The following is a 5370-nucleotide window of genomic DNA, read 5'->3' on the forward strand; positions in this document are numbered from 1 at the left end:
ACCGAGCTGCCGTATGCGATCAGCAAGGGCGCGATCCACCAGATGACCGCCAGTCTCTCCGAGGCGCTCGTCGATCGCGGCATCACCGTCAACACCGTCAATCCCGGTCCGGTTGATACTGGGTGGGCCAGCCCCGAACTGACCCGGCAGCTCGCCGGCGCCTTGCCCGCGGGCCGGTGGGGTCGGCCGGAGGAGGTGGCTCGCCTGGTCCGCTGGCTCGCCTCGGACGAAGCGGCGTGGATCACCGGACAGGTGATCAACTCCGAGGGCGGGTTCCGACGCTGGAAATGACAGCGCTGATGGGAAAGACCGTGACCCGGACCTACAGGAGGAGTCTGAAGGGTTTGATGACGCCCTCGGGCTAGAAGACCCAGGGAGTCCGCTGACCCGGGCCGGCTCGCAGGCCCTCACCGGCCCGGCCGTCGGCCCGCGGGCAGCGCGCCGACGGCCGGGCCGGTGGCGAGCCGACCGCGCTCGCGTCGGTCGACCCCGTCAAGTGGGACATCGCCCGGTTTCGAGACGCATGACCAACGTCCCGCACGTGTCTCACATCCATTGGATATCTGTAAGGCACGTACGTCGAGCGTGCCCATGTCTCACCTGCCTGACGCTCGCAAGGCACCCAAGCTAAGTGGAGCAACGAGCAGACCGACGGTCCTGAGGAGCGCGTATGCACCGGACGATCATCTGGCGCCGCAAGAGCATGGACGCCGTGTTCCCCGTTGACATGCGCGCACAGGTCCTCCAAGCGATGGCCCGTGGCGTCCCGCTGGCCACTGCCATGGAAGAGCGCGGGCTGCCCGACGAGGTCGCCTACGGGCGGGCCCGCTGGAACGAGGAGTTCCGGCACCTGCTGTACTCGGCCTTGATGGACGGCCGCGATCCCGCCCTGCGACACGGCTGTCCATGGACCTACAGCCAGTACGGGTGCCGCTGCCCGGAATGCCAGGCCACGCAGACCGGCTGCACCGCGGCGCGGCGGTGGCTGGAGGAGATCACAACCAGGGCCCGGTAACGCGAAGCCGGACTGTGCCGCCAGCCAGGGTGCGCGTCCTAAGTCCGGCCATCGTCGGTCCCAGGAACCCTCGATAATCTTCGGATGCTGCGATTGGTCGTGACGCTCCTGACAATGACTCTGCTCGTCAGCGGCGGGAACCTCCTTATCGGACAGCTCGCCTTCGATGACCACGCCGCCCGTGCCGTCTGGACCTGGCGGACCAGCGGCGCGGCAGAGATCTGGCGCGACGGCTTCGTCCCGACGGAGGGCCTGAGCAAGATGCCGCAGGACGTGGAGAAGCAGATCGGCAGTGACGAGGAGTACGGCTTCGCCGTGGCCGGCCCGCTGCCCGCGGCCCCGAACAAGGCGCGGATCCGCTGGGACGACGGCTCCACCATGCAGGTCCCCGTGATCAGTGCGCGCCAGGCGCTGATCACGCTGTCCCCCTACGAAGAGGAGGCCTCCGCCCAGGACGATCGGGCGTACAAGCTGACCGCTGCCACCTTCACGACCATGCGCATGCGGACCCTGCGCGGCATGGCCACCGTCCCGGCGTGGCGGCTGTACTTCTCGAACCTGCCCGGCCCGATCGACCACGTTGCGGTCGACCGGGCCACGCTCGGCACCGTCGAGGACGCTGTCGGCGACCACCTGCCCCCTGACATCACAGGCTTCGAGGTGCTCGACGAGCGCACCCTGCGGGTGAGCTATGAATACGGCCTCTGCAACAGCCACGAGAGGCCGACCGTCCACCTGCGGGCCGACGAGCGGCCCGACGTCGTGGTCCTCGGAATTGAGGTCCAGGAGCGCGTCAGCGCCGGCCTGTGCCTGGGCGTTGGCGCATCTGGCGAGGGCGTCGTCCCGCTTGAGGAGCCGTTGCGTGATCGGGTGGTGCTGGATGCGAAAAGCCGGCTCCCCGTCTGTCTCCATTGGTCGGCCCCCTGCCGCGCCGGGTGACCTGCGGGCGCATCCTGATGCTGACGGCCGCCATCTGGCATGACCGAGCAACCGGCTGGCCCGCCGCCCAATCACCGATCAGACTTGGGACTTACTCGTCTAGCACTCCATTCTGGTGATGTCGACCCACTGCCAGTCGTGGATCTTGATCCAGCCGGGGCCCTGGATGAGGATGCCGTACGGAGTGTCCAGCGTCGTGTACTTGCAGTTGGTGGGAATGTAGAAGCCGTCGACGTCCTTGAGGCCGATTCCGTTCTCGTCGTGGCCGCCCTGCCCCGGGTTCAGCCAGTGCCAGGTGCGGGAGTCGTTGACGCCGCCCCAGTTGTCGGTGATCCGGATCAGCCAGTTGGTGTGGTTCCAGACCTCGCCTCACATTCCGATGGGGTGCATTCCCCGGCTAGCGCTGGGCCTGTTCCCGCGAGCGTCATGCCGGCGGTGAGGGTGAGCGCGAGTGCCGCTGCCGTGATGAGCCGACGCATGAAGCGACTCCTCCTTACACTCACGTCCATGACCGCGGCCATGATCGAGTTGGATGACGGTACGCAGCTACGCACGTGGACCACGGGCTCGGTCATCCCTCAGAGATTCCCCGTGGTCATGGTGCACGGCGGGCCAGGAGTTCCCGACTACCTCGCCCCGGTCGCCGGCATCATCGACGACCTGTGCCTGGTCCACCGCTACGACCAGCGCGGTACCGGTGGCTCGTGCTGGGAGGGAAAGCACACGATCGCCCGTCATGTCGACGACTTGGCGTTGCTGCTCGATGCGTGGGGACACGACCAGGTTGTTCTGGTGGGGCATTCGTTCGGAACCAGCATGGCCGGCTACTTCTTGCTGGCCCATCCCGAGCGCGTGGCCGGACTGATCCAGATCGCCGGCCCCTTCCTCGATCCCTGGCGGGAAGCCGACCAAGCAGCACAGCGAGCACGACGCACTGACGAGCAGCAGGCCAGGCTCGATGAACTCGATGCGATCGAGCCGCGCACCGACGCCGAGGAGATCGAGTATCTCACGCTGTCGTGGCTTACTGATCACGCCGACCGAACTCGGGCATGGGATTGGGCGCTGGCCTCAGCCCGCACGCTGCGGCCCATCAACTACGCGATGAACGCCCAGCTCAACGCAGCGAAGAAAGCCGACCCGCTCGAAGCACACGTGGACGAACTTCGCGAGCATCTGCCACCCGGCGCGATGATCATCGGCGGGGCCGGAGACAGCCGCCCGGCTGAGGCTCTGCAACGTCTCGGAACCCGCCTCAACTGCGAAACCATCATCATCCCCAACGCGGGGCACCATCCATGGCTGGACGCACCAGACCAGTTCGGTGTGACGCTTCGCGCCGCAGTGGCGAGGCAGGCCCAAGGGCCCAGCTGACGGCTCAATGATCGGCATGTGGGGACACGGCCGGGGCTCAGCGTAGACGAGCATCGTGGAATTGCAGCGAGGCATGTTGTGCCTCCAAGCCTCCGCTGGGGGCGACCGAGCGCGCGCGTGGCCGTACGGTCGGACCGGTGCTGTCGATCAACGCGGCGTCCCGTGGGACTTCTGGCCATGACTCTCGCCAGCTGACGATGCCACCCCCGCCACCTTCGTTCGGTGGGTCCTGGGTGCTCAGGGATCGGGGCGGAAGAAGGAGCCCAGCGTCTGAAGGTCGTCGGGGAACATCGGGACGCTGGTGGTCTTGGCCGGCAGGGCGGCGAGGAACTGGGTGAGGGTTCCGTCGTAGATGAACCAGCGGGGGCCCGCGGGCTTCGTTGACGGCCATGGTCCACTGCTCGGGGCTGTCTTCAGGATCGATGATCCAGAAGAGGGATTCGCCGTTGTCGGTGACGCCTACGGCGAACAGGTGCTGGGGGTCGTAGGGGACGGCGTTCTTCTCCGGTGCGCGGTCATCCTCCAGTTGGCCACGGATCACAGTGGGCATGGGGCCGGTGAGGTCAACCCATTCGGTGGTGGCGTGGGCTGGTAGAGGCGTAGGAAATCCCAGAAGCTGCCGGGCCCGTAGGTGTCAATAAGGATCTTGTAGTCGGCTGGGAGTGCCCGGCCCAGGGTTTTCTCGACGCTCGGCCCGCCGCTCGCCGCCGCGGCCGACCGGGACCAGGTCGCCGGCCTGGGCGGCGAGCCGCCGCAGATTCGCCCAGCGCCACAGGTGCGGCACCGCGCGCGAGCGCGGATGCGCCGGCATCAGGTCGCCGATCTCCGTCCACAGCGGCACGAGCAGTTCCCGCTCGAAGCCGCGGTAGAGCTCTTCGAGCGCGGGGGTGACGGCGGGCTGGTCCGGCCCGTCGGCCGCGCGGAGCCGTACGGGGAGGGTGGGCTGCTCATAGGACCCATGGTGCGGGCGTAACGCGATGAGGAACCCCAAACTCTGCTGGGCAGAATCCGAGCTCAGTTCCCCTGGCGGTATCGGCCCTCGTCGAAGTACGTGCGCAGCCGCGCGTCGTGCCGCGCCACGGCGTCGGGGTCCGCGATCCAGAACGAGTACGCCTCCGCGAACAGCTCCCCGAACGACGTCTCCGCGTACGTCGTGAGGTTCCTGGCCACGCCGCCGTTGTGCACGAACTGGACGAAGTCCCGCAGGCACGGGGTGATCGGCCGGCCCTGCGGCGTCACGTAGGTCCGCCGCCACCGGGCCTCGGAGATCTGCGCGTCGCACCACCGCACGATCTCCTGCCGGTAACTCCGCCACTGGTCGAGCGTGAGCGTCCCGGTCACCTCGGCCTTGACCTCGGCGAACGCCTCCTCCGGCTGGTAGGTCCCGTCCCGGGCGGCCGTGATCCATCCCTGGAGCTTCTCGATCGTGTCGGCCAGGGCGTTGAACTGCGTGATGGGGGCGCCGCTCGCCAGGCCGGTGGCGAGCTCGTTCAGCGCCTTGTTGTCGGTCCGGAGCTGGATGGCGTCGGTCACCCGGTTCTCCGGGACGCGCTGCGGAGCTGGGTAGCGCGGCCCGCCGATGCTCTCGACGACCCGGGCCGCGTTGTCGCGGGAGTCGTACCGGCACGCCGCGCTCTCCACGGCGTGGCCGACCTCGTGCAGGATGCCGCGTACGCTCGGTGGGCAGGCGGGCGAGGTGAGGCCGCCGTAGAAGCCGATGTCGTCCTCCTCGAAGATCGCGTCCGCCAGTTTGAGCGTGCCGGGCGAACCGGTCCAGGGGCCTCGGTCGTAGCTGAAACTGCCCTTGTTGTGGCCGTCGTCGGACCGCAGGACGTTCACCCGCTGGATCTCGACGCCGCGCAGCGCCGGACGGTCGGCGGCCGGGACGCGGCGCAGCGCCTCGTACAGCTTGGCCATCTGGTCGGCGCTCCACGCGCCGGAGATCGCGGCGAGGGCGTAGGTGTCCTTGAGCCACTGCCCGAGCTGGGCCGGGTCGCGGTGCGGCGGCTCGGGGCCGGTCGGCAGGCCGCGCCCGACCAGGG

At 68.4% G+C, this 5370-nt stretch carries 6 protein-coding genes; 4 read left to right on the forward strand and 2 right to left on the reverse strand.

The window, feature by feature from the left end; translation table 11 throughout:
- The 4 genes from ACWCSD_RS47010 to ACWCSD_RS47025 all read left to right on the forward strand — a co-directional run.
- A partial coding sequence (locus tag ACWCSD_RS47010) for an SDR family oxidoreductase (RefSeq protein WP_449925389.1) occupies positions 1-291 on the forward strand: 291 nt, incomplete at its 5' end.
- Positions 292-670: 379 nt separating this feature from the next.
- Positions 671-1015 carry a hypothetical protein gene (locus tag ACWCSD_RS47015; RefSeq protein ID WP_397157286.1) on the forward strand — a complete coding sequence of 115 codons (345 nt, stop codon included), beginning with the start codon at positions 671-673 and terminating at the stop codon, positions 1013-1015.
- Positions 1016-1129: 114 nt separating this feature from the next.
- Positions 1130-1954 (forward strand): hypothetical protein, encoded by an 825-nt coding sequence (locus ACWCSD_RS47020; RefSeq protein WP_397157288.1) that lies wholly within the window; start codon positions 1130-1132, stop codon positions 1952-1954.
- A 507-nt stretch (positions 1955-2461) separates the two neighbouring features.
- Positions 2462-3328: an alpha/beta fold hydrolase gene (locus ACWCSD_RS47025; RefSeq protein WP_449925394.1), complete on the forward strand. Its 867-nt coding sequence runs from the start codon at positions 2462-2464 to the stop codon at positions 3326-3328.
- Positions 3329-3962: 634 nt separating this feature from the next.
- On the opposite strand, the gene ACWCSD_RS47030 is transcribed toward ACWCSD_RS47025, so the two are convergent.
- Together ACWCSD_RS47030 and ACWCSD_RS47035 are read right to left on the reverse strand one after the other, a co-directional pair.
- Positions 3963-4319 carry a hypothetical protein gene (locus ACWCSD_RS47030; RefSeq protein WP_449925397.1) on the reverse strand — a complete coding sequence of 119 codons (357 nt, stop codon included), beginning with the start codon at positions 4317-4319 and terminating at the stop codon, positions 3963-3965.
- Positions 4320-4342: 23 nt separating this feature from the next.
- Positions 4343-5370, reverse strand: a 1028-nt coding sequence (locus tag ACWCSD_RS47035; RefSeq protein ID WP_449925400.1) for a hypothetical protein, incomplete at its 5' end; no start/stop codon positions are given.

The organism is Nonomuraea sp. NPDC001684, from assembly GCF_053596515.1.